24 protein-coding genes are annotated in these 25,892 nt (G+C 58.2%); 9 read left to right on the plus strand and 15 right to left on the minus strand.

Features of this window, described 5'->3' with window-relative positions; translation table 11 throughout:
- The first annotated feature begins 363 nt into the window (after window positions 1-363).
- Complete coding sequence (locus INT39_RS11875; protein ID WP_193074145.1) at window positions 364-789, plus strand: VOC family protein; 426 nt, start codon at window positions 364-366, stop codon at window positions 787-789.
- A gap of 296 nt (window positions 790-1,085) precedes the next feature.
- Here the strand turns inward: INT39_RS11875 and INT39_RS11880 are convergent, their stop codons facing one another.
- The 4 genes from INT39_RS11880 to INT39_RS11895 form a co-directional block, all read right to left on the minus strand.
- A complete protein-coding gene (locus INT39_RS11880) occupies window positions 1,086-2,153 on the minus strand; it encodes a PDDEXK nuclease domain-containing protein (protein WP_193074146.1) in 1,068 nt (355 codons plus the stop codon).
- Entirely contained in the window at window positions 2,150-3,349 is a 1,200-nt protein-coding gene (locus INT39_RS11885; protein WP_193074147.1) for a tyrosine-type recombinase/integrase, read from the minus strand. Before INT39_RS11885 ends, INT39_RS11880 begins: the two co-directional genes overlap by 4 nt.
- A 215-nt stretch (window positions 3,350-3,564) precedes the next feature.
- On the minus strand, window positions 3,565-5,004 hold the full coding sequence (locus INT39_RS11890) for a glyceraldehyde-3-phosphate dehydrogenase (protein ID WP_193074148.1): 1,440 nt from the start codon (window positions 5,002-5,004) through the stop codon (window positions 3,565-3,567).
- 125 nt (window positions 5,005-5,129) lie between these two features.
- Window positions 5,130-6,110, minus strand: coding sequence for a TerC family protein (locus INT39_RS11895; RefSeq protein WP_193074149.1), 981 nt, complete (start codon window positions 6,108-6,110; stop codon window positions 5,130-5,132).
- A 220-nt stretch (window positions 6,111-6,330) separates the two neighbouring features.
- Between INT39_RS11895 and mfd the strand changes: the two genes are divergently transcribed.
- Together mfd and INT39_RS11905 are read left to right on the plus strand one after the other, a co-directional pair.
- Window positions 6,331-9,813, plus strand: a complete 3,483-nt coding sequence (gene mfd / locus INT39_RS11900) for a transcription-repair coupling factor (protein WP_193074150.1) — start codon at window positions 6,331-6,333, stop codon at window positions 9,811-9,813.
- Window positions 9,810-10,373 (plus strand): CsiV family protein, encoded by a 564-nt coding sequence (locus INT39_RS11905; protein WP_193074151.1) that lies wholly within the window; start codon window positions 9,810-9,812, stop codon window positions 10,371-10,373. The genes mfd and INT39_RS11905 overlap by 4 nt, the downstream gene beginning before the upstream one ends.
- A 3-nt stretch (window positions 10,374-10,376) precedes the next feature.
- On the opposite strand, the gene nagZ is transcribed toward INT39_RS11905, so the two are convergent.
- The 3 genes from nagZ to INT39_RS11920 all read right to left on the minus strand — a co-directional run bounded on the left by nagZ (window position 10,377) and on the right by INT39_RS11920 (window position 12,650).
- Window positions 10,377-11,363 carry a beta-N-acetylhexosaminidase gene (gene nagZ, locus INT39_RS11910; protein ID WP_193074367.1) on the minus strand — a complete coding sequence of 329 codons (987 nt, stop codon included), beginning with the start codon at window positions 11,361-11,363 and terminating at the stop codon, window positions 10,377-10,379.
- Window positions 11,364-11,401: 38 nt separating this feature from the next.
- Complete coding sequence (locus INT39_RS11915; protein WP_193074368.1) at window positions 11,402-11,887, minus strand: L,D-transpeptidase family protein; 486 nt, start codon at window positions 11,885-11,887, stop codon at window positions 11,402-11,404.
- A gap of 79 nt (window positions 11,888-11,966) precedes the next feature.
- Window positions 11,967-12,650, minus strand: a complete 684-nt coding sequence (locus INT39_RS11920) for a TetR/AcrR family transcriptional regulator (protein ID WP_193074152.1) — start codon at window positions 12,648-12,650, stop codon at window positions 11,967-11,969.
- 174 nt (window positions 12,651-12,824) lie between these two features.
- Here INT39_RS11920 and lexA point away from each other — a divergent pair, with 174 nt between their 5' ends.
- Both lexA and INT39_RS11930 read left to right on the plus strand, forming a co-directional pair.
- Window positions 12,825-13,436: a transcriptional repressor LexA gene (gene lexA, locus INT39_RS11925; protein WP_193074153.1), complete on the plus strand. Its 612-nt coding sequence runs from the start codon at window positions 12,825-12,827 to the stop codon at window positions 13,434-13,436.
- Between the two features lie 11 nt (window positions 13,437-13,447).
- Window positions 13,448-13,963, plus strand: coding sequence for a SulA-like leucine-rich domain-containing protein (locus INT39_RS11930; protein ID WP_193074154.1), 516 nt, complete (start codon window positions 13,448-13,450; stop codon window positions 13,961-13,963).
- A 65-nt stretch (window positions 13,964-14,028) separates the two neighbouring features.
- Here INT39_RS11930 and INT39_RS11935 read toward each other — a convergent pair whose 3' ends face one another.
- The 7 genes from INT39_RS11935 to INT39_RS11965 all read right to left on the minus strand — a co-directional run bounded on the left by INT39_RS11935 (window position 14,029) and on the right by INT39_RS11965 (window position 21,283).
- Window positions 14,029-14,268: a hypothetical protein gene (locus INT39_RS11935; RefSeq protein WP_193074155.1), complete on the minus strand. Its 240-nt coding sequence runs from the start codon at window positions 14,266-14,268 to the stop codon at window positions 14,029-14,031.
- A gap of 63 nt (window positions 14,269-14,331) precedes the next feature.
- Window positions 14,332-14,841, minus strand: a complete 510-nt coding sequence (locus tag INT39_RS11940) for a DUF6586 family protein (RefSeq protein ID WP_193074156.1) — start codon at window positions 14,839-14,841, stop codon at window positions 14,332-14,334.
- A gap of 11 nt (window positions 14,842-14,852) precedes the next feature.
- A complete protein-coding gene (gene topA / locus INT39_RS11945; protein WP_193074157.1) occupies window positions 14,853-17,483 on the minus strand; it encodes a type I DNA topoisomerase in 2,631 nt (876 codons plus the stop codon).
- Between the two features lie 103 nt (window positions 17,484-17,586).
- Entirely contained in the window at window positions 17,587-17,805 is a 219-nt protein-coding gene (locus INT39_RS11950) for a DUF1653 domain-containing protein (RefSeq protein ID WP_193074158.1), read from the minus strand.
- 232 nt (window positions 17,806-18,037) lie between these two features.
- Complete coding sequence (locus INT39_RS11955; RefSeq protein ID WP_193074159.1) at window positions 18,038-19,216, minus strand: vWA domain-containing protein; 1,179 nt, start codon at window positions 19,214-19,216, stop codon at window positions 18,038-18,040.
- Between the two features lie 13 nt (window positions 19,217-19,229).
- The gene (locus INT39_RS11960; protein ID WP_193074160.1) at window positions 19,230-20,075 is read right to left on the minus strand and encodes an AAA family ATPase; all 846 of its coding nucleotides are present in this window, start codon (window positions 20,073-20,075) and stop codon (window positions 19,230-19,232) included.
- A 131-nt stretch (window positions 20,076-20,206) separates the two neighbouring features.
- Window positions 20,207-21,283, minus strand: coding sequence for a DUF748 domain-containing protein (locus tag INT39_RS11965; RefSeq protein ID WP_413468922.1), 1,077 nt, complete (start codon window positions 21,281-21,283; stop codon window positions 20,207-20,209).
- A 99-nt stretch (window positions 21,284-21,382) separates the two neighbouring features.
- Here INT39_RS11965 and cysK point away from each other — a divergent pair, with 99 nt between their 5' ends.
- The 4 genes from cysK to INT39_RS22825 all read left to right on the plus strand — a co-directional run bounded on the left by cysK (window position 21,383) and on the right by INT39_RS22825 (window position 25,460).
- Window positions 21,383-22,357: a cysteine synthase A gene (gene cysK / locus INT39_RS11970; RefSeq protein WP_193074161.1), complete on the plus strand. Its 975-nt coding sequence runs from the start codon at window positions 21,383-21,385 to the stop codon at window positions 22,355-22,357.
- A gap of 116 nt (window positions 22,358-22,473) precedes the next feature.
- The gene (gene aceK / locus INT39_RS11975; protein WP_193074162.1) at window positions 22,474-24,201 is read left to right on the plus strand and encodes a bifunctional isocitrate dehydrogenase kinase/phosphatase; all 1,728 of its coding nucleotides are present in this window, start codon (window positions 22,474-22,476) and stop codon (window positions 24,199-24,201) included.
- Window positions 24,202-24,474: 273 nt separating this feature from the next.
- Window positions 24,475-24,678, plus strand: coding sequence for a cold-shock protein (locus INT39_RS11980; protein ID WP_090273045.1), 204 nt, complete (start codon window positions 24,475-24,477; stop codon window positions 24,676-24,678).
- Between the two features lie 203 nt (window positions 24,679-24,881).
- Window positions 24,882-25,460, plus strand: a complete 579-nt coding sequence (locus INT39_RS22825) for a TetR/AcrR family transcriptional regulator (protein WP_193074163.1) — start codon at window positions 24,882-24,884, stop codon at window positions 25,458-25,460.
- On the opposite strand, the gene INT39_RS11990 is transcribed toward INT39_RS22825, so the two are convergent.
- A complete protein-coding gene (locus tag INT39_RS11990) occupies window positions 25,461-25,826 on the minus strand; it encodes an MFS transporter (RefSeq protein WP_193074164.1) in 366 nt (121 codons plus the stop codon).
- Between the last annotated feature and the right edge of the window lie 66 nt (window positions 25,827-25,892).

The raw sequence follows: 25,892 nt of genomic DNA on the forward strand, positions 1-25,892 counted from the left end.
CTTCATGCCTCATTCTCTCAAGAGTTGAGGCCTCCACGAAACCCGGTGCGATTCACCCCATCAACCACACTCCTGTTTTGGCAAGTGCGCAGCACGCGCAGCACGCGCAGGCCCATTAAGGGCCGAAGGCGTCAGGGATCAAAGCCGGATGGCCGCGACTCGGTATGAGGCGCGGGGCGCAGCACGCGAACCCGACGGCGGAACGCCGGGACGCACGGGGATTGCAGGCGCATGTCACTGCTCTCAACAGTGTCACATGACACTATTTATATAATGCAGAGGTGGAACATCAGATATGCTCATCGCTGAAATTCAATCATTTCGTATGCGCTCGTCCCTGACAATGTGCGCATTGGAGGCCAAATGTTCAGTCACGTTACTGTCGGAACCCAGGACCTTGAGCGGGCGGGCCGCTTTTATGATGCGGTGCTCGCCCCGCTCGGATTGAGGCAACGTGTCGTCACACCTGACGACGGCCCCCCGGCGCTCTGCTGGGTGTCCGGCGTCACGCCGCTGCCTCGCTTCTACGTCTATATGCCGCGCGACGGGTTGCCAGCGACGGTGGGCAACGGCAGCATGGCCGCTTTCCTGGCGCCCACTGCCGAGGCGGTGAAAGCGTCCTGGGCCTCCGGGCTGGCGAATGGCGGCACGGATGAAGGGGCACCAGACGAGCGGCCGCACTATGGCAAGGGCTACTTTGGCGCCTATCTGCGCGATCCCGATGGAAACAAGATCCACGTCGTTTATCGCGGCGACCTCCACCCGCATGCGGAACGGCCGCTGCTTTAGGAACACGTTCGATGATCACCAGCCAAATTGGGCTTGTCTACGACACCGATTTCCTCGCGACGGCCGCATTCCGCCCTTGTACTGGCGGCCTATACGGACCAAGGTTCTAGGCAGTGTTTATCTTCTCTACCTGGCGTTTCGAGCAGGCCGATCTGCTATGCGACAGACTTCCGACGTGATAAGAACGCAGACCGGACAGCCGCCCCCCACGCTACCCAATCAATCACACACCTGTTTTGGCAAGTGCGCAGCCCGCAAACCCGACGGCGGAACGTCGGGACGCACAGATACTGCGATCAGGCTTTCTCGTCAGGTTGCCGCTGTTCGATCTGCAACTGCGCTCGCTGGGTTGCCTGCTGCAATCGCTCCACCAGCACCGCACGCGGCGGCAAGGTGGTCAGGTACTCGGCAACGTGAATGCCAGACTTGTCCAACTCCAACAGTTCGATCTGTTCAGACTTCTTGCCCGTGCAGAGAATAATGCCCAGCGGCGAGGCTTCTTCCGGTTCCCGCTCGTGTTTGTCGAGCCAGCGCAAGTAAAGCTCCATCTGCCCCTTGTAGGCTGCCTTGAACTCGCCAACCTTCAATTCCACCGCTACCAGCCGACGCAGCTTACGGTTGTAGAACAGTAGATCAAGATGGAAATCATCGCCGTCGATCTGGATACGCTTCTGCCGGGCGACGAAGGTGAACCCGACGCCCAACTCCAACAGAAAGGATTCCATTTCGCGGATGATTGCTGCTTCCAGATCACCTTCCTGCCAGGTGTCGCGTAACCCCAAGAAATCAAGGATGTAGGGATCACGCATGACCAGCGCTGGCGACATACGTTGTGCATCACGCATCGTCGCCAGCTCTTGGGCAATCAACTCCTCCGGCTTCTTGGAAAGTGCCGTGCGCTCGTACAGCATCGAGTCAATACGCTCGCGCAGCGTGCGCACGCTCCAGCGTTCGGCACCGGCCATCTGCGCGTAGTAGTCTCGCTGCATCGGCTCCTTGAGGGCCAGCAGCAGGACGAAGTGCGACCAGCTCAATTGTCGCGACAGTGTCGCGACAATTGGCTCATCCGGGAAAGTGACGGCGAATTTGACCATCCGGCGCAGGTTTTTCTCTCCGAACCCACGCCCATAGTCCAGAGAAAGTTGGGCGGCCAGGGTCGGCAGGATTTCTTCACCGTACCCGGCCCGCTGCCCGGCCAGCACTTCCGTATGGATGCGGTGCCCGATGCGCCAGAACAGTAAGGTCAGTTCCGCATTGACCGCTGAGGCGGCGCGCTGGCGTGACGCCTCAATCAGCGCCTGGATCTCGCCCAGCAGCGCCGACGGCGCCGCGGACAACGAGATGGATGCCTTGCGCTTGCTCATACCCTCTCCTCCACGACAGGCCGTGTACCGATGATTGTCTTGCGCCGTTTCGCCACCAATTCGGCGGCCTCCCGCACCGGGGCATCCTCGGTGTGGACATAGCGCATGAACATTGCCACGGTTTTGTGGGCGGTCAGCGCCATACCAACCTTCACCGGAATGCCCGAGTTGGCAATGTCGGTGGCCGAGCGGTGGCGGATGCCATGCGTGCCAACGTGCGTTACACCAGCGGCTTTCAGGGTACGACTCCAACCGTTGTAATACTCACCCGTTGTCAGATGCTTCATCGGGCGACGAGGTGACGGCAGCACATAAATTGAGCCTTCATACCGGGGAGCTGTCGATAGCAGCCGATAGGCTTCCTCGCTCATCGGTTTGAACATGCCGCCGGTCTTGCTGTCCGGCCAGACCACGCGCCGGTTTTCCAGATCGACCCAACTCCACTCAAGCAACACTATCTCGGAGCGACGAGCGGCAAACTCGAACTGCAAACGAATCGCCAACGGGATAACTGGATGCTCCAGACCCTCGGTTTCCAGGTAGTCTAGATAGTGGAACAGCTTGCCCATTTCCTCATCGCTGATGAGGTGGGTCGCCTTGCCGTTGGGGTACATGGGCACATGACGGCACGGGTTAGTGCCGTCGGGACGATAGCCCCACACCTCAGCTAAATTGAACATCTTGCGCATCACGCTGAACGTGCGGTTTGCATCGGCTGGCTTATGCGCCATTTTCCTCATCATCGAAGCCACGTCCGGTCGCTTCACATCCTGTACTTTTATACGACCAAGCAGCGGGATGATGTTTCGGTCGATGACGCTCTGATAGCCTTTCTGTGTGCTGGGCTTATTGCGTTGGCTGGAGTGATCCTCCATGAACTTGACGCATAACTCTTTGACCGTGGGTGCATTGCGCGCCTGGGCCTTAGCGGCACCAGGATCGCCACCTCGGCGAACCTCGGACAGCCAGTTCTGCGCCAATGACCGGGCCTGCTCGACAGTCAGCTCCCCGTACAAACCCAAAGCAGGCTTGCGACGCTCTCCGGCGTTGGTTCGATACTGAAGCATGAACACCTTGCGACCTGTTGGGGTAATCTTGCACAGGAAGCCGGGAACAAGGGTGTCGCGCAGTTCGACGGGCTGCGCCTGGGGTTGTGCCGCATCGACTGCGGACTTGGTGAGTTTGATCTTAGCCATGATGACTCCTTGGAAAGACTCGGTTCCAGGAGCCTGATAGGAGTCAAGCGGACGGAAGCCGGGTCAAGTTTCAGAAAGCACCGGCATATGATGAATTGTCCTAAGCTATTGATAAACTTGCTGTATCGGGCTTGGGCGTAGTCCAGCGAATTTCGGTGCTGGAGTCATGGTGAAATAAAAAAAGGCGCCGGAGCGCCTTTTTTCGTTGCCATATATTACGCCGGGAAAGCGGGAGGGTTGACGCTGGCCAAGTCCTCCAGAATTCGCACAACCTGACAGCTGTAGCCGAACTCGTTGTCATACCAGACGTACAGGATGACCCGGTTGTCGTTACAGATGGTCGCCTCGGCATCCACCACACCGGCGTGGCGCGAACCGACGAAGTCGGTGGAGACCACTTCCTGACTGTTGGTGAAGTCGATCTGCTTGTGCAGTTCGGAATGCAGCGCCATGTGGCGCAGGTAGTCATTCACCTCGTCGCGATCGGTCGACTTTTCCAGATTCAGGTTGAGGATAGCCATGGACACGTTCGGCGTCGGTACGCGAATGGCGTTACCGCTGAGCTTGCCGGACAACTCCGGCAGCGCCTTGGCCACAGCCTTGGCTGCACCCGTTTCGGTGATGACCATATTCAGCGCGGCACTACGGCCCCGGCGATCGCCCTTGTGGAAGTTGTCGATCAGGTTCTGGTCGTTGGTGTACGAGTGAACGGTTTCCACGTGACCATTGATGATGCCGTACTTGTCATTGATTGCCTTGAGCACCGGCACAATGGCGTTGGTGGTGCAGGACGCAGCGGAAACGATCTTGTCTTCCGGCGTGATGGTACCGTGATTGATACCGTGCACGATGTTCTTCAGGTCACCCTTGCCCGGTGCCGTCAACACCACCCGCGAAACACCTGGGCACTTGAGGTGCTGGGACAGGCCTGCCTCGTCGCGCCACACACCGGTATTGTCCACGACAATCGCATCATTGATGCCGTAGGAGGTGTAATCGATGCTGCTCGGATCACCGGCATAGATCACCTGGATCTGGTTGCCATTGGCGGTCAGCGTGTTGTTCTCTTCATCGATGGTGATGGTGCCCTGGAAGGAACCATGAACCGAATCGCGACGCAGCAAGCTCGCACGCTTGGCCAGATCATTTTCAGCACCTTTGCGCACTACGATGGCCCGCAGACGCAGACCATCACCGGCGCCCGCCTTCTCAACCATGATGCGCGCCAGCAGGCGGCCAATGCGGCCAAAGCCGTACAGCACAACATCACGACCCTGCCGCTTCTCACCCTTGCGGCCAATGACACTGGCCAGCTCCTTACGCAGGAAGCTATCGAGATCCCCATTGCCTTCAGCAGCATACTTGCCGGCCAGGCGGGCCAGATCGATGGACGCAGGCCCCAGATCCAGGTCCAACAGGGCCTTGATCAGCGGAAAAGTGTCGTGTACCGACAACTCGTTGTCATCGATCTGACGAGCGAAACGGTGAGACTTGAGCAGACTGATAACGGAGCGATTAACCAGGCCGCGGCCATAGATGGAGGTGACCACATTGTGTTCACGGTACAAACGCCCAATCAACGGGATCATCGCTTCGGCTGTCGCTTCGCGGTCAGTCCAGTTTTCCAGACATTCATCGTATTTGGCTTGAGTCACGGCTGTTCCTTCCAGGTCATGGGAGCTAAAGGGCCAATATTATGCGGTGAGCGGACGATAGAGGCAATCACCGAACGCATAACGGCTGTTCCAGCCTATACCGGAACAGCCGTTACAGCACTCCCTCAGATCGATTTACGACGGGTAGTGTACAGCGACAACAACACGCCGCCGGCCAGCAGCCCGAAGGTAACACCCAAGGAAACACCCGCATGTATCTTGATATCCAGACCGTGCACCAGGATCTTCGCACCGATGAAGATGAGTACCAGTGCCAGTGCATACTTGAGATAGACGAAGCGATGCATCATGGCTGCCAGAGCAAAGTACAGCGAGCGCAGGCCCAGAATGGCGAAGATATTCGAGGTGTAGACGATGAACGGATCCTGAGTGATGGCGAAGATCGCCGGAACGCTGTCCACAGCAAACACCAGGTCCGCAAGCTCAATCAGTACCAACGCCAGAAACAGCGGTGTCGCAAACAACACCACCTTGCCGGCCTTATCGGGCATACGCACGAAGAACTTCGAGCCATGCAGATCATCGGTAACGCGGAAGTGCCGGCGAATGAAATTGACCATGCGATTCTGCGACAGATCGGGATGCGACTCCTCGTCCTTGCTGAAGAACATCTTGATACCGGAGAACAGCAGGAACACGCCGAACAAATAAAGAATCCATTCAAATTCCTGAACCAACGCAGCGCCCAATCCGATCATGATCGCCCGCAGGAAAATCACCCCGAGAATGCCCCAGAACAATACACGGTGCTGATATAGCCGCGGAATACCGAAAAAGCCGAGAATCATCGCCATGACGAATACGTTGTCCATGGACAATGACTGCTCGATCAGAAAGCCGGTATAGAACTCCAGCGCACTGGCCGAGCCCATCTGGAACCACACCCACAGTCCGAACAGCAGGCCGACGCAGAAATAGCCGCCATACAGCAGAAGGCTTTCGCGCACTTCAATTTCACGTTCTTCCCGGTGCAATACACCCAGGTCGAACGCCAGGACAGCAAACACGATGGAGAGAAAGAGCAGCCACTGCCAGGCAGCAGTACCGAGGAAGGGGGTGGTCAAAAACGAGATCAGTGGCTCCATAGGGGCCCTCCTGTCAAAGTTTGATAAACTTATGACTCCGACATCACGGTGGGACCAACCACCGCCAGAGGGGCCCGGCGTCATGCAACGGGCATGATATAACTGCGCTGCAAGTTCGACAAGCAGCGCTCAAATCAGCCATAAAACACCGGCAATCCCAGCAAGGATCGGCGCGGGAGGTTAAACTGTTCGTTTCGCGGAACAAGACAAGCCCACCAGCATGCCTGATACATCATTTCTGTTCGCTGCACCGCTGCACACCAACCTCGGCAGCAAAGCTGCCTGGGGCAACCTCCCAGCAGCAGCGCGCGCTCTGGCCATCGCCGAGGCGGCGGTCAAACACCCCGGGCTGAGCCTGGTCATCACCCGGGATACCGCCATGGCCGACCGCCTGGAGCAGGAGCTGCGGTTCTTCGCTCCGGATCTGCCGGTTGCCAGCTTCCCCGACTGGGAAACCTTACCCTACGACCGGTTCTCACCGCATCAGGACATCATTTCCCAGCGATTGCAGACGCTGTACCGTCTGCCCCAGGTGGGTCACGGTATTCTTGTCGTGCCCATGACTACCCTGCTGCACCGCATTGCGCCACGCCCCTTCCTCGGTGGCTCGGTGTTGATGCTGAAGATCGGTCAGCGACTCGACATCGATCAGATGCGTCAGAACCTGGATGCCGCCGGCTATCGCTGCGTGGACACTGTTTATGAACATGGTGATTATGCGGTGCGCGGTGCGCTGCTGGACCTGTTCCCCATGGGTAGCCGCCTGCCCTTCCGTATCGATCTGTTCGATGAGGAAATCGAGACCCTGCGCACCTTTGACCCGGAAAGCCAGCGCTCGATCGACAAGGTTGAACAGATCCACCTGCTGCCGGCACGTGAATTTCCGTTGGACAAGAGCGCGCTGACCGGATTTCGCGCACGCTTTCGCGAGCGGTTCGAGATTGATCACCGCCGCTGCCCGATTTATCAGGATCTGAGCGGTGGCGTGGTCCCGCCCGGCATCGAATATTACCTGCCCCTGTTCTTTGAAGAACTCGGCACGCTGTTCGACTATCTGCCAGACAACACACTGCTGTTCAGCCTGCCTGGTATCGAAGACGCGGCCTCCCAATTCTGGACAGACGTACGCACCCGCTTCGAAGAACAGAGCATAGACCCAACCAGGCCGCTGCTTGCCCCGGCAGAACTTTTTCTGCCGGTGGAAGAATGCTTCGCCCGGATCAAGAACTACCCGCGCATCATCTGCCACGACGCACCGCTGCCCGCCGGCGCCGGCGTCACCAACTTCGATTGCCGCCCGCCACCTGAACTGCCGCTGGACAACAAGCAGGAACGGCCGCTGCGTGAGCTGGAAGATTTTCTCGAGAGCTTCGCCGGGCGTTCGCTATTCGTTGTTGAAACCGCCGGCCGCCGGGAAGCTCTACTGGAGCTGCTGGCACGCATCAAGCTCAAACCCGAGCCGGTGGACAACTGGCGCGAGTTCGTCGATAGCGATATCGGCTGTGGGATCATTATTGCGCCTGTCGATGCAGGCCTACTGTGCAATGACCCTGCTGTCGCGCTGATTGCCGAAAGTCAGCTGTTCGGCCAGCGGGTAATGCAGCGCCGGCGGCGCGGCAAGGCCACTGATCTCGGCGACACCATCATCCGCAACCTGACCGAACTGCGCGAAGGCGCGCCGGTGGTGCATATCGACCATGGCGTGGGCCGCTATCGCGGCCTGGTCAATCTGAGTATCGAGGGTCAGGAGGCCGAATTCCTCAAGCTGGAATACGCCGAGGAGGCCACACTCTACGTGCCGGTATCCAACCTGCACATGATTGCTCGCTATACCGGTGCCGATGATGACAGCGCCCCGCTGCACCGGCTGGGTTCCGAGCAATGGCAGAAAGCCAGACGCAAGGCCGCCGAGAAGGTCCGCGACGTCGCCGCCGAGCTGCTGGATGTCTATGCCCGGCGCGCCGCGCGCAAGGGTTTCAGCTTCAGCCAGCCGGAACAGGATTATCAGACCTTTGCCGAGGCCTTCCCTTTCGAGGAAACCGCCGATCAGCAGGCTGCCATCGACGCTGTGGTAAAGGACATGACCGGCCCGCAGCCAATGGACCGTCTGGTCTGTGGCGATGTCGGCTTCGGCAAGACCGAAGTCGCCATGCGCGCGGCATTTCTCGCCGTGCACGGCGGCAAGCAAGTGGCGGTGTTGGTACCCACCACCCTCCTCGCCCAACAGCATTACAACAGTTTCAAGGATCGCTTTGCCGACTGGCCGGTGAAGGTCGAAGTCATCTCCCGCTTCAAATCCGCCAAGGAGGTCAAGGCCGCCATCCAGGAACTGGCCGACGGCAAGATCGACATTTTGATAGGTACCCACAAGCTGCTGCAGGGTGATGTTCAGTTCAAGGATCTGGGGCTGGTCATCATCGACGAGGAACACCGCTTCGGTGTGCGTCAGAAGGAGCGCCTCAAGACCTTGCGCAGCGAGGTGGATATTCTCAACCTCACCGCCACGCCTATCCCGCGTACCCTGAACATGGCCATGACCGGCATGCGCGACCTGTCGATCATCGCCACCCCGCCGGCGCGCCGCCTCTCGGTCAAGACTTTTGTCATGCAGCAGCAACCGGCGGTGATCAAGGAAGCGATATTGCGCGAATTGCTGCGCGGCGGTCAGGTGTACTTCCTGCACAACGAGGTGGAGACCATCGAGAAGTGCGCAGCCGACCTCGCGGAACTGGTGCCCGAAGCACGCATCGGCATCAGTCACGGACAGATGCCCGAACGTGCACTGGAACAGGTGATGCGCGACTTCTATCATCGCCGCTTCAACATCCTGGTGACCTCGACCATCATCGAAACCGGTATCGACGTACCCAGCGCCAACACCATCATCATTGAGCGGGCCGACAAGTTCGGCCTGGCGCAACTGCATCAGCTGCGCGGCCGTGTCGGCCGCAGCCATCATCAGGCCTATGCCTATCTGCTGACGCCGGCAGGCCGCAAGCTGACCGGTGACGCGGAGAAACGCCTCGAAGCCATCGCTGCAGCGCAGGATCTGGGAGCCGGCTTTACCCTCGCCACCCACGACCTGGAAATCCGCGGCGCCGGTGAACTGCTCGGCGAAGGCCAGAGCGGCCAGATCCAGGCGGTCGGCTTCAGCATGTACATGGATATGCTCGAACGGGCGATCAAGGCCATCCAGCAAGGCAAGGAGCCGGATCTGGAGAACCCACTCAACGGCGGCCCGGATATCAACCTGCGCCTGCCGGCGCTGATCCCGGACGATTATTTGCCGGACGTACATGCCCGCCTGACGCTGTACAAGCGTATTGCCAACGCGCAGAACGACGAAGACCTCAAGGATCTGCAGGTTGAGATGATTGATCGCTTCGGCCTGCTGCCGGAACAGGCCAAGACCCTGTTTCTGATCACCGCGCTGAAACTGCGCTGCGCCCCGCTGGGCATCAGCAAGATAGATGTAGGAGCGGAGCATGGCCGCGTCGAGTTTGCGGCTGACACAACGGTGGATCCACTGGTGTTGATCCGGCTGATCCAGGACAATCCGCAACGCTATCGCCTGGATGGCGGCAGCGTATTCCGTTTCAGCGCGCCCATGGCCGCACCTGCCTTGCGTCTGAATACGGTGGAAGCATTGATCGAGCGCCTGCAACAGTCGCCCGAGAAACCAGGCAAAGGAAAACGCCGATGAACCCGACTCGATATGCATTCCGCCTTCTGGCGGCCCTGACCTTACTGAGCTGCAGCGCACTGGCGCAGGCGCAGTATCTGGTGGAAGTGGTGGTTTTCAGCCAGCCCGGCGCGCAGATCGTGCCGGGAGCCTCGCCGGAGCATGATTGGGATTGGCAGGCCGTCTCGCTGGATGCAACAACCCGCAGCGACGTACGCAGCATCGACCGCACCCGATACAGCCTGGATAGCCAGACGAGCAAACTGGCGGCCAAGGGCTACACCATCAGATTGCATCGTGCCTGGACTCAACCGGCGGATAGCGACCTGACGGTTGCTCTTCATGAGGGCGGCAACCTGGCCGCGCCGAATGGAGGCTCGCTGTATCCGGTGCAGGGGGTGATCAGCCTGGATGGCGATCCGCTTACCGCGAAAGTCACCTTCTGGCTCAACCATGCCAGTGAGGGCATGGCTGAGCCGATCAGCGAGCGACTGCAGTCGACTCGCCGACTGCGAGCCAATGAGATTTACTACCTGGATCACAAGAGCATGGGCTTGCTGATTCGTATCAGCAAGCCCTGAGTCTCACAACAGGCCAGCACTCTGCAACGAAGCAACCAACTTCTGCCAACGCGGCTGCGCCTTGTAATCGACACCTTGCGCGCAGCGCGCAAGCAACTCCTGCGCCCGCGCCGATGGCTGCATGCCGCTGCGCTGCGCATGTACCAACGCCTGTTCGGCAGCCGCGCGATCATTGCATACCAGCAGCATGTCGCAACCTGACGCCAGCGCAGCATCTACCCGTTGAGCCATACCGCCCACTGCATGAGCTCCCGCCATGGTCAGATCATCACTGAAGATCACCCCCCGGAAACCCAGCTCGGCGCGCAGGATATCCTGCAGCCAGCGATGCGAGAAACCGGCCGGCAGACTGTCGACCGCGGGATAGACCACATGCGCCGGCATGATGCCATCCAGTACGCTTGCCAGCGCCGCAAAGGGTTTGAGATCAGACTCACGAATGCTCGCCTCGCTGCGTGAGTCCACCGGCAGATCGGTATGCGAATCCGCCTCTGCCCAGCCATGCCCCGGGAAATGCTTGCCGGTCGCCGCCATGCCGGCTTGATGTAAGCCGCGCACATAGGCTACAGCGAGCTGGATGACCTCCTGCGGATCACCGCCCAGCGAGCGATCACCAATCACCTGGCTGCGCCCATGATCAAGATCCAGCACCGGCGCAAAACTGATGTCGATACCGCAGGCGAGCATCTCGGTTGCCATCAACCAGGCGGCCGCCTCAGCCAGCTCCCCCCTGTCCGCCGAGGCACTCTCGGCGATACGGCCAAGCGCCGGCAAGCGCAATACATCGCGCCGCAGCCGTTGCACGCGCCCGCCTTCCTGATCGATCGCAATCAGCATCTCCGGGCGTACCGCACGAATGCTGCGCACCAGCTCGCGCACCTGAGCTGGCGCCTCGGTATTACGAGCAAACAGAATCATCCCGCCCACTTCCGGCTGCCTCAACAACTGGCGATCTTCCGGGGTCAGCCAGGTGCCGGCCAGATCCAGCATCAATGTGCCTTGCTTCAATGAAATGCTCCTGAGTAAGGTTATTCGATGACTACCGGGCAACCTGCCGGCGTCATATCAAAAAGTGTCAACATGTCGGAATTGCGCAGACGTATGCAGCCATGGGACAGAGGAATACCCATCGGCTGATCGTCACCTGTGCCATGCAGGTAGATATAGCGGCGCTGCGAATCACGATCAGCGCCACGATTGACGCCAGATTCTTCACCACATAGCCAGAGTATGCGAGTCAGTATCCAGTCCCGCTGCGGTTGCGCCTCAGCAAGCTCGGCCGACCAGACTTCACCGGTCGGCCGCCGCCCAATGAATACCGCGCCCAGCGGCTGCTCCGCACCAATGCGCGCCCGCACCCGATGTTGTCCACGCGGCGTGCAGCCGCTACCATTCATCTCACCCGCGCCATTCTTCGCTGTGGACACCGGATAGCTGCACAATTGCCGGCCCGCATGGAAGCCGGTCAGCATCTGTCGTTCAAGGGATATATGGATCAGGTCAAGCCGCATGATCAGCTCCGCTGCAAAGGGCACACGATAACGGATCACACGCCCTTAGGTAAGCCCCCGGGCTGGGGCTGGCCAAGCCCAGCTATACGGATTTCAGGGTATTACGTGGAAGCTTTCCAGCTTCATCCGGCAGAGCGCTGCCGGCACGCATACCGGCGGCAAGGAAAGGCACCATCTGGCGCAACACCTCTTCAGTCCCAGCCCGTTCGCCGTGCTCGGACTCAGCGATGGCCTTCAGCGCCTTCATGCTCGACAAGGTAAAGGCAGCGCTGCCCAGCATGAAGTGAACCCGCCAGAACAATACATCGACCGGCAGCTCCGGTGAGCTGTGCACCACCAACCCCATATAGCGCCTGAACACCTTGCCATAGACCTCGCCGAGGTACTTACGAAGATGCCCCTGGCTCTGGCTGAATGCCAGACCCAACAGGCGCATGAAGGTGGACAGATCATGTCCGCTGCGTGGTTTCACCGCCAACACCAGGCGCACCAGCATGTCCAGCAGCGACTCCAGGCCCAGCTCGGGGCTGCCGGCCTGCTCATTGCGATCGAGTTCCTGCTCCAGGCTGCTGACAAAGGGATCGAGAAAGCGGGTGAACACGGCCTGGATCAGCGACTTCTTGGAGCCGAAATGATAGTTCACCGCAGCCAGGTTGACTCCCGCCTTGCTGGTGATCAGGCGCAACGAGGTTTCGGCAAAACCTTTCTCGGCAAATAACTGCTCCGCAGCATCGAGGATGCGCTCAACTGTTTCAGACTGGGCCACTGACTACTCCGACGCTTGGGGTCATATGTTTGAAACATACGTTTCAAACGACATCACTGTCAACTCTGTCATTTCACCACAGCCGTACCCTGCTGCAAATACGGAAACGAACTTGCCCTCCCCCCCGAACTGTATATAATCACAGGGACTGTATAAAAACACAGGCTATAAGAAATGCAAAAACTGACGGCACGGCAACAGCAGGTACTGGATTTTATCAAAGCGCACATGAGCAGCAATGGTTATCCGCCTACACGCGTTGATATCGCCAAGGAACTGGGCTTTCGTTCCCCCAACGCGGCAGAAGATCACCTGAAGGCACTTGCACGAAAAGGCGCCATTGAAATGATTCCAGGAGCCTCCCGCGGTATTCGCCTGCCCGCCGACAGCGATATGCAGGCAGCCGAAGATGCACTGCCGATCATCGGTCAGGTGGCGGCTGGCGCCCCCATCCTGGCAGTGGAAAACATCGAAGATCATTGCCGTATCAACCCCTCTTTCTTCAGCCCACGCGCCGACTATCTGCTGCGCGTACGCGGCATGAGCATGAAGGACATCGGCATTTTTGATGGCGACCTGTTGGCAGTGCATCGTACCAGCGAAGCCAGAAATGGCCAGGTGGTAGTCGCTCGGATTGGCGATGAAGTGACGGTCAAGCGCTTCCACAAACAGGGACGCAAGGTATCACTGATTGCAGAGAACCCTGATTTCGCACCCATCGAAGTGGATCTGCGCGAACAGGAACTGATCATCGAAGGGTTGAGCGTGGGTGTTATACGCCACTGAAGGAGCAGGCCATGCAGTATGCGCGAAATAGAAATTCAGCGGCACAGCCCGACTTATTGCATCACGCGCTGATGTCCTCGCGCCTGAAGGCGCAAAGCCTGACAACAGCCGCCATGCCCGACTGCGAGCCCGACAACGTCGGCTTCAGCGAAATCTGCCTGAATGGCGCACCGCGTCAATGCCTGCAATGGCTGGCGCCGGTACTGCGCGACCTCAGTCAGGCCAACATGCCAGGCTGGCTGACACTGATTGATCCGCCATTGCCGGTCAGCCAGAAGTGGTTGCGAGCAGCTGGACTGGACCCGCAGCGCATACTCATCATTCGCCCCACGCATGGCATGGACGTTGTGGATCTGTGTTGTGAGATTCTGCAACTGGGCCACAGCCATGCGGTAGTAAGCTGGCTACCGACCTCGCCTGGCATTGCTCATCGACTGGAAATGGCCGCGCGCTCAGGTCATTGCGCGAGCCTGAATATCCGCATGGGGAATGCAGAAGCCACTCCGGCACAACATGGCCGCCTGTAGTAGCTGTTCAGGATCTACCTGGAGATGGTAGCCGGGCTGGACTGCCCGGCTCTATCAGGGGGCGCTCAGTGCAACACGCGATGCTCGTCAAAATCCAGATCCGGATCTTCTTCCATGATCTGACCCGCCATCTGCATGCCAGCACCGATCATCGCCTTGGCCACTTCCACGTAGTTGCCCTGCAGGAAATCCCTGGCTTCCTCGGAGAACTCAATGGTCAACAACGGCTTGCCCTCCTCGTCCGGACGGCGCAAGGCAACCGTACCGTCGGCAAGCTCTATGATCTCGAGAAAGGGTGAAGGCATTTTTGTCTCCTGTCAGTCAAGCGGCGCAGTGTACCACAGTGACAGTTCCAGCCCGAGCGCTGCTCACCATTCCCGCATGCTTTCCCGGTAGCGGTCGAGCAGTTTCGACAGCACCTCAATCGCTACGCGCGCCTCAGCCAAACCCCATTCACCACCAGCAGCTGCTGTGCTGGCAATCAGGGTGCCGGCCTTGAGCGGCTCAGTCACAGCAGCGCCTGGCGGCGCATGTAATTGGCGCCATGCCAGTAACATACCCGCAAGCCAACTGCTGCTGTCGCCGCTTTGCAGTGCCAGCTCGCTCAGCTCGGGACTGAGAAACTCGCCATCGCCGATGGCACTCAGCATTTGTTCAACCGTGCTCGTATCCCAGGGCGCCAGGTTATAACGCCCGGACACTTCAACGATCAGCGACTGCGTCGCGCGATAGGCGTGGAACAGGGTGTGTTCCCGGTGATAACGGGCCATGGTCACGGCGTCCAGCGCCGTGGAGGCGCTGGACGCCTCCCAGGACGCCAGCGCCAGCCGAGCGAAGGTCAGCGCTTGGTTGGTGCGGATATAGGCTTCATTTGCCATGCGGGCGTCGCTCAGCTTTTAGTCTTGGCCTTGCCCTTGCGTGCGTCATCGATATTCCATTTCTTGCCATCGTGGAATGCTCGCCAGCCGCTGGGCTTACCTTCAATTTCGCTCTGCACATACTGCTCCTTGCTCTTGCGACTGTAACGAATCACCGTCGGGTTGCCGTCCGGATCAGCAACCGGCGCATCCAGCAGGAAGTGGTATTTGGGGTCAATGGCATCGCGATGCGACAACAGCTCCTTGACCAGTGGCGCACGGGTCTCCCGGTTTTTCGGGAACTGGCTGGCAGCCAGGAACAGTCCGGACGCGCCATCACGCAGCACATAGACATCATCCACCTTGTCGCAGCGCAGCTCCGGCATCAATACCGGATCCATCTTCGGCGGCGCCGCTTCACCACTCTTCAGCAGCTTGCGGGTGTTCTTGCAAGCACTGTTGGTACAGCCGAAGTACTTGCCGAAACGGCCCGTCTTGAGCTGCATCTCACTGCCACATTTGTCACATTCAATCACCGGACCGTCGTAGCCCTTGATCTTGAACTGTCCCTGCTCGACTTCGAAACCGCTGCAGTCCGGATTGTTACCGCACACATGCAGCTTGCGCTGTTCGTCAACCAGATAGCTGTCCATTGCGGTGGAGCAGATCGGGCACCGGCGCTTGGCACGCAGAATGCGCGACTCACCTTCATCATCATCCGCTGCCACTTCGTTACCAGGCACCAGATTCACCGTGGACTTGCAACGCTCCTTGGGCGGCAGAGCATAGCCCGAGCATCCCAGGAAAACGCCGGTGGAGGCGGTGCGGATCATCATCGGGCGACCGCATTCAACACAGGGAATATCTGTTGGTGTCGGCAGATTGCTACGCATACCCTGCCCCGGCTCCGCGGCACTGGCCGCCTTGAGCTTGAGACTGAAATCCGCGTAGAACTTATCCAGCACCTTCTTCCATACCACCTCACCATGAGCAACATCATCGAGCGACTCTTCCATGCGCGCAGTGAAGCTGTAATCCATCAGGTTGGGGAAGCTTTCATTCAGCCGCTCAATGACAATATCGCCCATCTTTTCGGCATAGAAACGCCGATTGTTCAGCGCAACGTAGCCGCGCTCCTGGATGGTGGAGATGATCGACGCGTAGGTGGAAGGACGGCCGATACCGCGCTTCTCCAGCTCCTTGACCAGGCTCGCCTCGGAATAGCGCGCCGGCGGCTTGGTAAAGTGCTGCTTGGGATCCAGCTTGACCAGCTCCAGGACATTGTCGACCTGCATGTCAGGCAGCACTTCGTCCTCGCCACCCTTGCCCAGCGGCGGCAACACTTTGGTGAAGCCGTCAAACTGCAGAATACGCCCACGCGCACGCAGCTCGAAATCGCCAGACTGCACTGTGATGGTGGTCGACAGGTACTTGGCCGGTGGCATCTGACATGCCACAAACTGGCGCCAGATCAGCTCATACAGACGCTCGGCATCGCGCTCCATACCCTTGAGCTCGGTGGATTTGAGCTTCGCATCGGAAGGACGAATAGCTTCGTGAGCTTCTTGGGCATTGGCTTTGCTGCCATAGACGTTTGGCGTTTCAGGCAGATACTGCGTGCCAAAGCTCTTTTCAATATATTCCCGCGCCATGTTGACGGCGTCGGCCGACAGAAAAGTCGAGTCGGTCCGCATGTAGGTGATATAGCCAGCCTCATACAATCGCTGAGCCATCATCATGGTCTTCTTCACGCTGAAGCCCAGGCGCGTACTCGCAGCCTGCTGCAGCGTGGAGGTAATGAAGGGTGCGCCAGGCTTGGTGCTGGTTGGCCGCGCATCACGCTTGACCACCTTGTAGCCGGCACCTTGCAGCTGCTCCAGCGCCTTGTCGGTCTGCTGCTTGTTCAGCGGGCGGAAGGTCTCGCCATTTTCCTTGACCACCTCAAAGCGCACGGACTCGCTTTTCGGGGTATTCAGGTTGGCATGAACTTCCCAGAACTCTTCTGGAATGAATGCACGGATCTCGCGCTCACGATCGACGATCAATTTAACCGCAACCGATTGTACCCGTCCGGCAGACAATCCACGGGCAACCTTCTGCCACAGCAGCGGTGACACCATGTAGCCCACGACACGGTCCAGAAAGCGACGCGCCTGTTGCGCATTGACCCGGTTCATGTCCAGCTCGCCCGGTTTGGCGAAAGCTTCCTGAATGGCCTTCTTGGTAATCTCGTTGAACACCACCCGGCGGTAGCGGCTATCGTCGCCACCAATGGATTCGCGCAGGTGCCAGGCGATGGCCTCCCCTTCGCGGTCCAAATCCGTTGCGAGATAGATGGTGTCGGCTTCCTTGGCCAGACGACGCAGTTCGTCGATGACCTTTTCCTTGCCGGGCAGAATTTCGTAATGCGCCTTCCAGTCGTTTTCGGGATCGACACCCATACGATTGACCAGCTGCATTCTGGCCTTGGTCTGTTTGTCGACTTCCGATGCAGAGGCAGCTTTGCGCGTCCCCTTGGGCTTGCTCTCGGTCTTGCTGCTGCCGCTGGTGGGCAGATCGCGGATGTGTCCGATACTCGACTTCACCACGAAGTCATTGCCAAGATACTTGTTGATCGTCTTGGCCTTGGCTGGTGACTCCACAATGACCAGTGCTTTTCCCATGGGTAACAATATTCCTCAATCAATCAAATCGGCCTGCGCCCGACGGGGGCGAGGCGCCAACAGTGCCTGGCTAGGGCGCACAGGCTGTCTGGAGGGCCAGAGCCTACACGTCTTCGCTGATAAAGGTAAAGCGTGGAAGTGTTTTGCCATCCACGATCACCTCTTCAATGAACATCCCCAGCGGTCGCACCCAGATGTCGAATTCGCCATACAGAGTACGATAGACCACCAACAGCTCTTCGGTTTCGGAATGTCGCGCAACGTCGATTACCTGATAGTCCTTGCCTTTATAGTGGCGGTAGCGGCCTGGCTTTATTGTCATGGTTGATCTCTGTTTCTTTGGGGGCTGGGGGCTTACGTGCAGGACAGCATTTGCCGGTCCGGGTCAGGCAGAGGCGCCGTAAATACGTCCCAGGCGGCGTTTGCCGACTGGCCCTGGCGGACCGTTTGATGGCAGGGACGCCATCAACGAGCTTACAGGGACGTACTTGCAGCGTGTCCGCCATGGCCAGTCGGCAAATGCAGTCCTTGCACAAACCCACAGCCACGGAGCGTTATTTACTCAAATACCGCATCCCCTCCTCAAGACCCGCCAACGTCAGAGGATACATATGCTCCTCCATCAGATCCTGAATGATGCGGGTTGAGGTGGTGTAACCCCAGGCGTCTTTCGGATAAGGGTTGATCCAGATCATCTTCGGATATTTCTCGCGCAGGCGCGTGATCCAGACGTGGCCGGCCTCCTCGTTCCAGTGCTCCACGCTGCCACCGGGCTGGGTGATCTCGTAGGGCGCCATGGCCGCATCACCGACAATCACCACCTTATAGTCCGCACCGTACTTGTGCAGCACATCCATGGTCGATATGCGCTCATTGGTACGCCGCATATTGTCCTTCCAGACTGACTCATAGAGACAGTTGTGAAAATAGAAGTACTCCAGATGCTTGAACTCGGTACGGCAGGCCGAGAACAACTCCTCGCAGACCTTGATGTGCGCATCCATCGAGCCACCGATATCGAACAACAACAGCAACTTCACCGCATTGCGCCGCTCCGGACGCATCTGGATATTCAGCAGACCGCCGTCACGTGCCGTGTGGTCGATGGTGCCGTCGATATCCAACTCTTCTGCTGCACCGGTACGAGCGAACTTGCGCAGGCGACGCAAGGCCACCTTGATGTTACGCGTGCCCAGCTCAACCTGATCGTCCAGATTCTTGTACTCGCGCTGCTCCCACACTTTGGCCGCACGCCCCTGACGCTTGCCCGCATCACCGACCCGGACACCCATAGGGTTATAGCCGCCGGAGCCGAAGGGACTGGTACCACCGGTACCGACCCACTTGTTGCCGCCAGCGTGACGCTCCTTCTGCTCTTCGAGGCGCTTCTTGAACTCCTCGATCAGCTTGTCCAGACCGCCCAGCGACTTGATCTGCTCGCGCTCCTCGTCGGTCAGCAGGCGCTCGAACTCCTTGCGCAACCAATCCTCCGGTATCAGCGCTTCCAGCAGCTCGTTCAGATCCTGCAGACCATTGAAGTATGCGCCAAAGGCCCGATCGAACTTGTCGAAGTGGCGCTCGTCCTTGACCATTACCGTGCGCGCCAGATAGTAGAACTCGTCCATGTCAGCAAACACGACGTGTTTTTTCAGCGCATTAATCAGATCCAGCAGCTCGCGTACCGATACCGGCACCTTGGCTGCGCGCATCTCATTGAACAGACCCAATAACATAGGGCTTCCCCCGTTAGCGGTTCTGTCGGCGCGTCATGAAGGCCAGACGCTCAAGCAATTGCACATCCTGCTCATTTTTCACCAATGCCCCGTACAGCGGCGGGATGGCCTTGGTCGGGTCGCGGTCACGCAGTACAGCCTCGGGAATCTCGTCGGCCATCAGCAGCTTGAGCCAGTCGACCAGCTCGGAGGTGGACGGTTTCTTCTTCAAGCCCGGCACCTTGCGCACGTCGAAGAAGATATCCATCGCTTCGCTCAGCATATCCTTCTTGATGTTCGGGTAATGTACGTCGACGATGCGCTGCATGGTCTCGCGGTCAGGGAAGGCGATGTAATGAAAGAAGCAGCGACGCAGGAAGGCATCGGGCAGCTCCTTCTCGTTGTTCGAGGTGATGATGATGATCGGGCGCTGTTTGGCCTTGATGGTTTCGTTGGTCTCGTAGACGTAGAACTCCATCTTGTCGAGTTCCTGCAGCAGGTCGTTGGGAAACTCGATATCGGCCTTGTCGATCTCATCAATCAGCAGAATGGCACGCTCTTCGGACTCGAACGCTTCCCACAGCTTGCCCTTCTTGATGTAGTTGCGCACGTCGTGCACCTTGTCGACACCCAGTTGGGAGTCTCGCAGACGGCTTACCGCGTCGTACTCGTACAGCCCCTGATGCGCCTTGGTGGTGGACTTGATATGCCAGGTGATCAGCTTGGCACCCATGGATTCAGCCAGTTGTTCAGCGAGCATGGTCTTGCCGGTGCCCGGCTCGCCCTTGATCAACAGTGGGCGCTCGAGAGTGATGGCGGCATTAACGGCAAGCTTGAGGTCGTCTGTGGCGACGTACGACTGAGTACCTTCGAACTTCATGGGGGAATTCCTTGGGGACAGGCCCGGACACGCCGGGTATTCACGTTATTTTCACAGCCCCGGACTATAGCCCGCCCCTCGAATGGGTGTAAACGCACAAGCGGGATTCACTTAGTGAATGGCGAGCAGAATCACTCCTGATCTTCCTCCAGAGCGCGCTCAAATCGGGGGGAGAATGCCTCGACGAAGGCGTTGCGCAGTATCTGGATGAACGCCTGGAATGCGCTCATTTCAGCGTTATCCAGACTACCGGTCAACTCGATGCGGGTGGCGAATTGATCCTTGCTCTGGTTCTGCAGCACTTCTTGGCCGCCGTGAACGATGGCCTCCCATAAACCGCGGAAGAAGCCCTTGTCCTCATTGCGTATATCCTGATCCATATCGAACACATCCACGTTGCGCATGAGCGGCTTCACATAACCGGTCAACTGGCGCTCTTCCACATCAATCTCCATCGTCAGGTCGCCCTCCCCCGCGCGGAAATCGAACTTGCCATAAGCGCTGGAAAAATCATTGATACGGGTTAGATCCAGGCCGAGCATTCGCAACTGCAGGTCCAGGTTATCGACCCTGCCCAGCGGGTCGAAATGCGCCGCAGCTTCAACTGCCGCATGGTCGAGAAAGTTGGCCGTCCCCTCCATGCTCGCGCTGCGCTGACCTTGTGCGTCCGGAGCATTGGTCAAATTTCGCACAGTCAGCTGGATGTCATTGGCGTTGATGTTGACCGGCGGATCACTGGAGAAGTTGCGGAAGAACACGGCGCCGTCATGCACATTCACCTCATTAAGACGCACCGGCACCATCTCTTCCAACTGGGCGCGCCAGTCGACACCCTCACCGGTCTGTTTCTGCGCTTCCGACTCGCCATCGACGAAGTTTAGCTCCGGTTCATGAAGATCGACCACGCCGATCAAGATGCCTTCCTTCCAGAGCGCGCGCATGCGTATCTTGATGTCCGTGACCGGCAGAGTGACGAAGGGCACTTGGTTTTCGCCCTCGGTCTTGGCGATCACCAGCTCGTTGATCCGATAGGCACCATTCCACCAGGTCATATCCACATCTTCTATATGACCTTGGTACTCGCCCATATCGGCAAGCTTGTCGTTCAGGAAGTTACGCACCAGATATGGCAGCATCAAGTGCAGGATGATCAGCAGCAATGCCAGCACAGCTACCGTTACCATGGAAATATGCAGGGTCTTGTTCATATTTAAAGGGACTGGTGCACCCGGCTGGAGTTCCACCGATTGACGCCCTCGCGTGTCGGGCATAGGCTGAATCCGCCCCACATCACAAGGAGAAGCGCCATGAGTCATGTTTTCGCAGATTATTCCCAGTCCATCGGCAACACGCCACTGGTTCGAATCAATCGTCTCGGACCCCAGGACGTCACCATTCTGGCCAAGGTCGAAGGGCGTAACCCCTCGCACTCGGTGAAATGTCGCATTGGCGCCAACATGATCTGGAACGCCGAATCCAGAGGGCTGCTGAAAGAAGGCATGACCATAGTCGAGCCGACATCCGGCAACACCGGCATCGGTTTGGCCTTTGTAGCTGCCGCGCGGGGCTATCGGTTGATTCTGACCATGCCTTCTTCCATGAGCCTGGAGCGTCGCAAGGTGCTCAAGGCGCTGGGTGCAGAACTGGTGTTGACCGAGCCAGCCAAGGGTATGAAAGGCGCAATCGAAAAGGCCACTGAAATAACCCAGGCGGCCCCCGACACCCACATTCTGCTGCAGCAATTCGAGAACCCGGCCAACCCGGAGATCCATGAAAAAACCACCGGCCCGGAGATATGGAACGATACCGAAGGCGGTATTGATGTACTGGTATCCGGTGTAGGTACCGGCGGCACCCTGACTGGCGTGGCTCGCCATATCAAGCACACCCGCGGCAAGGCCATCACCGTTGTCGCGGTGGAGCCGGTAAGTTCGCCGGTAATTACCCAGGCCATGGCCGGTGAGGAAATAAAGCCCGCACCGCACAAGATCCAAGGAATCGGTGTCGGATTCATCCCCGGCAACCTTGACCTGAGTCTGGTCGATCGAGTGGAACTCACCACCGATGAGGAAGCCAAGGACATGGCCCTGCGCATCATGCGCGAAGAAGGTATCCTGTGCGGCATCTCATCCGGAGCCGCCATGGCCGCCGCAGTGCGCATGGCCCAGGAGCCGGAAATGCAGAACCAGACAATTGTCGTCATTCTGCCCGACTCCGGCGAGCGCTATCTGTCCACCATGCTGTTCAGCGAGCTGTTCACCGATCAGGAAATGCTGCCCTGATATCCTGAGTTGCGATACCGGAGGTTCGCGCCGGTATCGATTCCAGCTGCGATACTTCCGCCGGCTCCGTCGAATGGCTATCCTGAACGCATCCGATACGTTACAGGCCTTCCCTCATGTCAGACACCGCCACGCACATTGCCCAACGCCTGCTGGATGCATTCGATGATTATCGAGCCGCATTCCGCGATCTGACCGAAGGGGCTCGCACCCGTTTCGAATTGGCCCAATGGACCGAGATACAAGAAGCGTCCACTGCGCGCATCAACCTGTACGATGACCGTATCTACGCGACCAGGGACACCTTGTCGGCCGACCCGCTATGTCGCGACATTCTCGATGCAGACTGCTGGCCCGCCATCAAGCAGGCCTATATAGAACTGATTGAAGACCGGTTTGATGATGATCTGGCCGAGACCTGGTTCAACTCGGTGTTCTTCAAGATGCACCGCCACGATCAGATCAGCGACCGAACCATGTTTGTACACAGCACCCGCCCGCCGGTGCGCAAACCTTCACGCATACAGCTGACGCGCGGCTTTATTTCCGGCGGCTGTTTGAGCAGTCTGGCCAGACAGATTCTCGACGAATATGCCTTCGATGCGCCCTGGGCAGACTTCGAGCGTGACTGCCAGCTGATCATCCGCTGCATGAAGCAGGGCCTGCCGGACTGGGCGCAGCTGGATCATGGCCTGACCGTGGAGCTGATCCAGCCGGTGTTCTATCGCAACAAGGGGGCCTATCTGGTCGGACGTGTCCTGAGCCAGGGCGAACAATGGCCCTTCGTGTTGGCGCTGGTGCATCGAGAGAATGAAGGTATCAGCGTGGATACATTGATCACCGACGAATCAGAGGTCTCCATCATATTCTCCTTCACCCGCTCCTATTTCATGGTCGATGTGACGGTGCCCGAAGAAATGATCGGCTTTCTCAAGCGCCTGCTGCCGGGCAAACAGATCGCCGAACTCTATACCGCCCTCGGCTTCTACAAGCAGGGCAAGTCGGAATTCTACCGCGCGCTGATCGACTACATGGCCCGCACACCCGAAGACAAGTTCGTCATGGCCGCTGGGGTCCGGGGTATGGTCATGACCGTATTCACCCTCCATGGCTTCAATACGGTATTCAAGATCATCAAGGACAAGTTCTCGCCCTCGAAGAATATCAGTCGCTCCACTGTCATCGAGAAATACCGACTGGTGAAACGCCATGACCGTGTCGGCCGCATGGCCGACACCCAGGATTTCGCCGATTTCCGCTTCGCCCGGGACAGCTTTGAACCTGAGTGCCTTAAAGAACTCCTGGAAGTCGCCCCCTCTACAGTGATCGACCGAGGGGACACCATCCTGATCCGTCAATGCTGGACGGAGCGACGCATGACGCCGCTCAACATCTATCTGGAGACCGCCAGCGAGTCCCAGACCCGCGAAGCGTTGATCGATTACGGCCAGGCTATCAAGGAGCTGGCGGCCGCCAACATCTTTCCCGGCGACATGCTGCTGAAAAACTTCGGCGTCACCCGGCATGGCCGAGTGGTCTTTTATGATTACGACGAAATCAGCTACCTGACCGAGGTCAACTTCCGGTATATCCCTGAGGCCCTCTATCCGGAACAGGAGATGGCCTCGGAACCCTGGTACTCCGTCGGGCCGCATGATGTGTTTCCCGAAGAGTTTCCAGTGTTCCTGTTTGCCGATGTGCGTCAGCGCAAACTGTTCTTCCAGCTGCATGGCGAGCTGTTTGATGCGGCTTTCTGGAAAGGCCTGCAACAGCAGATTCTTGATGGCAAGGTGATTGACGTCTACCCCTATCACCGCCTGCAGGACAGGGACGAACAGAGCTGAAAACAACCTTTGGAAAATTATCCGACGAAAGGCGTGCTATTTCCCCAAACTGACGTATACTGAATTTCGTTCGTTTTGTTCCAGTAAGGCCTGCAAGTATAACTTGACTTGGCCAACATTACGGGGCAAAGTGAGCGCGTAGGTTTTCAAGAGATAGAGTAGTAGGCTGCAAGCGCACTTTTAGTTCGTAAGTTTGTCATTCTCGCAATCTTTGATTCCCACGCTTTAATTGAGCTTTGCTCAAGTATTTCAATTTGATAGGAATTATCTGAAATGGCAACTGGTACAGTTAAGTGGTTCAACGACACTAAAGGCTTCGGCTTCATTACTCCGGACGGCGGCGGTGACGACCTGTTCGCCCACTTCTCCGAGATCAAGGTTCAAGGCTTCAAATCCCTTGCCGAAAACCAGAAGGTGTCTTTCGACATCACTACTGGTCCTAAGGGCAAGCAAGCTGCGAACATTCAGGTTATCTAATTTTTTAGAAACCTGAATAGAAAAACCCGGCTCCGGCCGGGTTTTTTAATGCCTGTCATTCCAGCAACAGACCTGGACTGAAAAATCACTCGCCTGCACCGCCCCGACATCGTACCCTATGCCCCATGATCCGAGGGCGACAGATGTAGCACCCATTCTGCTCGCAACCCCCTTTCAGGCGTCCAGATAAAGAGGTTCTCGCAGTGGACAGCAGCAACCAGAAACAGACCGACTCACTTCACCTGAGTTTATTCCGCGCCGCAGAGGCCATCGTCAGTGAGCTTGGCGCATCCCAGCTGACCTTCACTACATTGAGTGAGCGTACCGGTGTCGACGAAGCCACACTGAGCACTCTCTTTCCGGACCGCGAAGCCCTGCTCGCCGCCATGATCGAGCACCGCCTTGAACGCTTCCGTGTACGCTGGGGCGCTTATGAAAGCGTGCTGCCCGATGAGCCCATGCGCGAACTTAAGGCGCTGCTACTGAGCAACATGAGCGAATCCACCGAAGAAAAGAACCTCGACTCGGCCATCTTTGCCGCAGCGGCCAGTAACCCGGCACTGTTGCAGACCACCTCGGACGATGTTCAAGGGTTGTTCGATATCCTCGAGAAGTCACCGCTGGGGCTGGCTCAGGCGGCCGTGCTGTTTTTCTCGGTACGCGGATACCGCCTGTTCGAACAGGTCGGCATCTGCCCCATGACCGATAGTCAGCGCACCGAGTTTCAGGAACAGATCATGCGCCTGGCGCGCATCATGTACGAACAGAACAACGAAGAGTAATCAGGCGGCGGAGCGCTCTGCCGTGCTCCGCCAATACCGCCAGGCCAGGCGCAGGCAAACAAAGCCGATATAAGCCAGTGCGGCCAGCGCCATTGCCAACGCCAGATCCCCCAGCAGTTTCGACGCCAGATCACCGGTGTCCAGCAGTACGTCCAGCGCCAAACCGATGGCGGCAGGAGCCAGCCATGGCTCCAACGGCTCTACCCTCGAGGGGGTAAACAGAATCACCGCCATCACCAACCACAGCGGCTCGCGCACAAACCACCACCCTATCCAGCGGGTCAATTGGGTCCAGACCAGCCAACAACAGGCTGCAGCGGCAAGATAAATCATCCACACTGTCTGGTATTCCGACTCGTTGAACATGTTGTTTGACCGGTTGGGAATGAACGAGCGTCTATAATAGCTTTTTTGTCCCTGGAGTCCTACAAC

Source organism: Pseudomonas sp. FME51 (assembly GCF_014897305.1).

Coding starts and splice junctions, on each gene's coding strand:
- nagZ (WP_193074367.1), bottom strand. CDS start 11,363: ATGCTGGATCTGGCCGGCACCTGGCTGACCCCGGAAGATCGCCAGTTG.
- INT39_RS11940 (WP_193074156.1), bottom strand. CDS start 14,841: ATGGCAAATGAAGCCTATATCCGCACCAACCAAGCGCTGACCTTCGCT.
- INT39_RS11935 (WP_193074155.1), bottom strand. CDS start 14,268: ATGCCTTCACCCTTTCTCGAGATCATAGAGCTTGCCGACGGTACGGTT.
- INT39_RS11885 (WP_193074147.1), bottom strand. CDS start 3,349: ATGGCTAAGATCAAACTCACCAAGTCCGCAGTCGATGCGGCACAACCC.
- INT39_RS11880 (WP_193074146.1), bottom strand. CDS start 2,153: ATGAGCAAGCGCAAGGCATCCATCTCGTTGTCCGCGGCGCCGTCGGCG.
- INT39_RS11875 (WP_193074145.1), top strand. CDS start 364: ATGTTCAGTCACGTTACTGTCGGAACCCAGGACCTTGAGCGGGCGGGC.
- INT39_RS11950 (WP_193074158.1), bottom strand. CDS start 17,805: ATGACAATAAAGCCAGGCCGCTACCGCCACTATAAAGGCAAGGACTAT.
- mfd (WP_193074150.1), top strand. CDS start 6,331: ATGCCTGATACATCATTTCTGTTCGCTGCACCGCTGCACACCAACCTC.
- INT39_RS11980 (WP_090273045.1), top strand. CDS start 24,475: ATGGCAACTGGTACAGTTAAGTGGTTCAACGACACTAAAGGCTTCGGC.
- INT39_RS11960 (WP_193074160.1), bottom strand. CDS start 20,075: ATGAAGTTCGAAGGTACTCAGTCGTACGTCGCCACAGACGACCTCAAG.
- aceK (WP_193074162.1), top strand. CDS start 22,474: ATGTCAGACACCGCCACGCACATTGCCCAACGCCTGCTGGATGCATTC.
- topA (WP_193074157.1), bottom strand. CDS start 17,483: ATGGGAAAAGCACTGGTCATTGTGGAGTCACCAGCCAAGGCCAAGACG.
- INT39_RS11930 (WP_193074154.1), top strand. CDS start 13,448: ATGCAGTATGCGCGAAATAGAAATTCAGCGGCACAGCCCGACTTATTG.
- INT39_RS11965 (WP_413468922.1), bottom strand. CDS start 21,283: ATGAACAAGACCCTGCATATTTCCATGGTAACGGTAGCTGTGCTGGCA.
- lexA (WP_193074153.1), top strand. CDS start 12,825: ATGCAAAAACTGACGGCACGGCAACAGCAGGTACTGGATTTTATCAAA.
- INT39_RS11955 (WP_193074159.1), bottom strand. CDS start 19,216: ATGTTATTGGGTCTGTTCAATGAGATGCGCGCAGCCAAGGTGCCGGTA.
- INT39_RS11905 (WP_193074151.1), top strand. CDS start 9,810: ATGAACCCGACTCGATATGCATTCCGCCTTCTGGCGGCCCTGACCTTA.
- INT39_RS11895 (WP_193074149.1), bottom strand. CDS start 6,110: ATGGAGCCACTGATCTCGTTTTTGACCACCCCCTTCCTCGGTACTGCT.
- cysK (WP_193074161.1), top strand. CDS start 21,383: ATGAGTCATGTTTTCGCAGATTATTCCCAGTCCATCGGCAACACGCCA.
- INT39_RS11990 (WP_193074164.1), bottom strand. CDS start 25,826: ATGTTCAACGAGTCGGAATACCAGACAGTGTGGATGATTTATCTTGCC.